Source organism: Mesorhizobium sp. M1E.F.Ca.ET.063.01.1.1 (assembly GCF_003998155.1).
GTDB lineage: Bacteria > Pseudomonadota > Alphaproteobacteria > Rhizobiales > Rhizobiaceae > Mesorhizobium.
In genome coordinates, this window is record NZ_RZSC01001713.1 from 1 (window position 1) to 407 (window position 407).

Below are 407 nucleotides of genomic sequence, written 5' to 3' on the forward strand. Positions count from 1 at the left end.
CTACGGCGCGGGCTGCTTCCAATCCAGCCTTGAAAGGCCGCCAGCCCATGGCCGTCGCCGCCAAGAACATTCCCGCGCCCGACCTGGTTCCCGTGCGCCGCGCGCTGCTGTCCGTCTTCGACAAGACCGGCCTGATCGACTTCGCCAGGGCGCTCGCCGCCGGCGGCGTCGAACTGGTCTCGACCGGAGGCACCGCGAAAGCGATCGCCGATGCCGGCATGGCGGTGCGCGACGTCTCCGAACTGACGGGCTTTCCCGAGATCATGGACGGCCGCGTCAAGACGCTGCACCCCTCGGTGCATGGCGCGCTGCTCGGCGTGCGCGACGATCCCGAGCATGCCAAGGCGATGCACGACCATCACATCGAGCCGATCGACCTCGTCGTCTGCAACCTCTATCCGTTCGAG

1 pseudogene is annotated in these 407 nt (G+C 68.1%); it reads left to right on the top strand.

Annotated elements, in window-relative coordinates:
- Positions 1 to 47 precede the first annotated feature (47 nt).
- Positions 48 to 407 (top strand): annotated as a pseudogene (gene purH / locus EOA29_RS40550) (bifunctional phosphoribosylaminoimidazolecarboxamide formyltransferase/IMP cyclohydrolase); the annotation flags it as partial.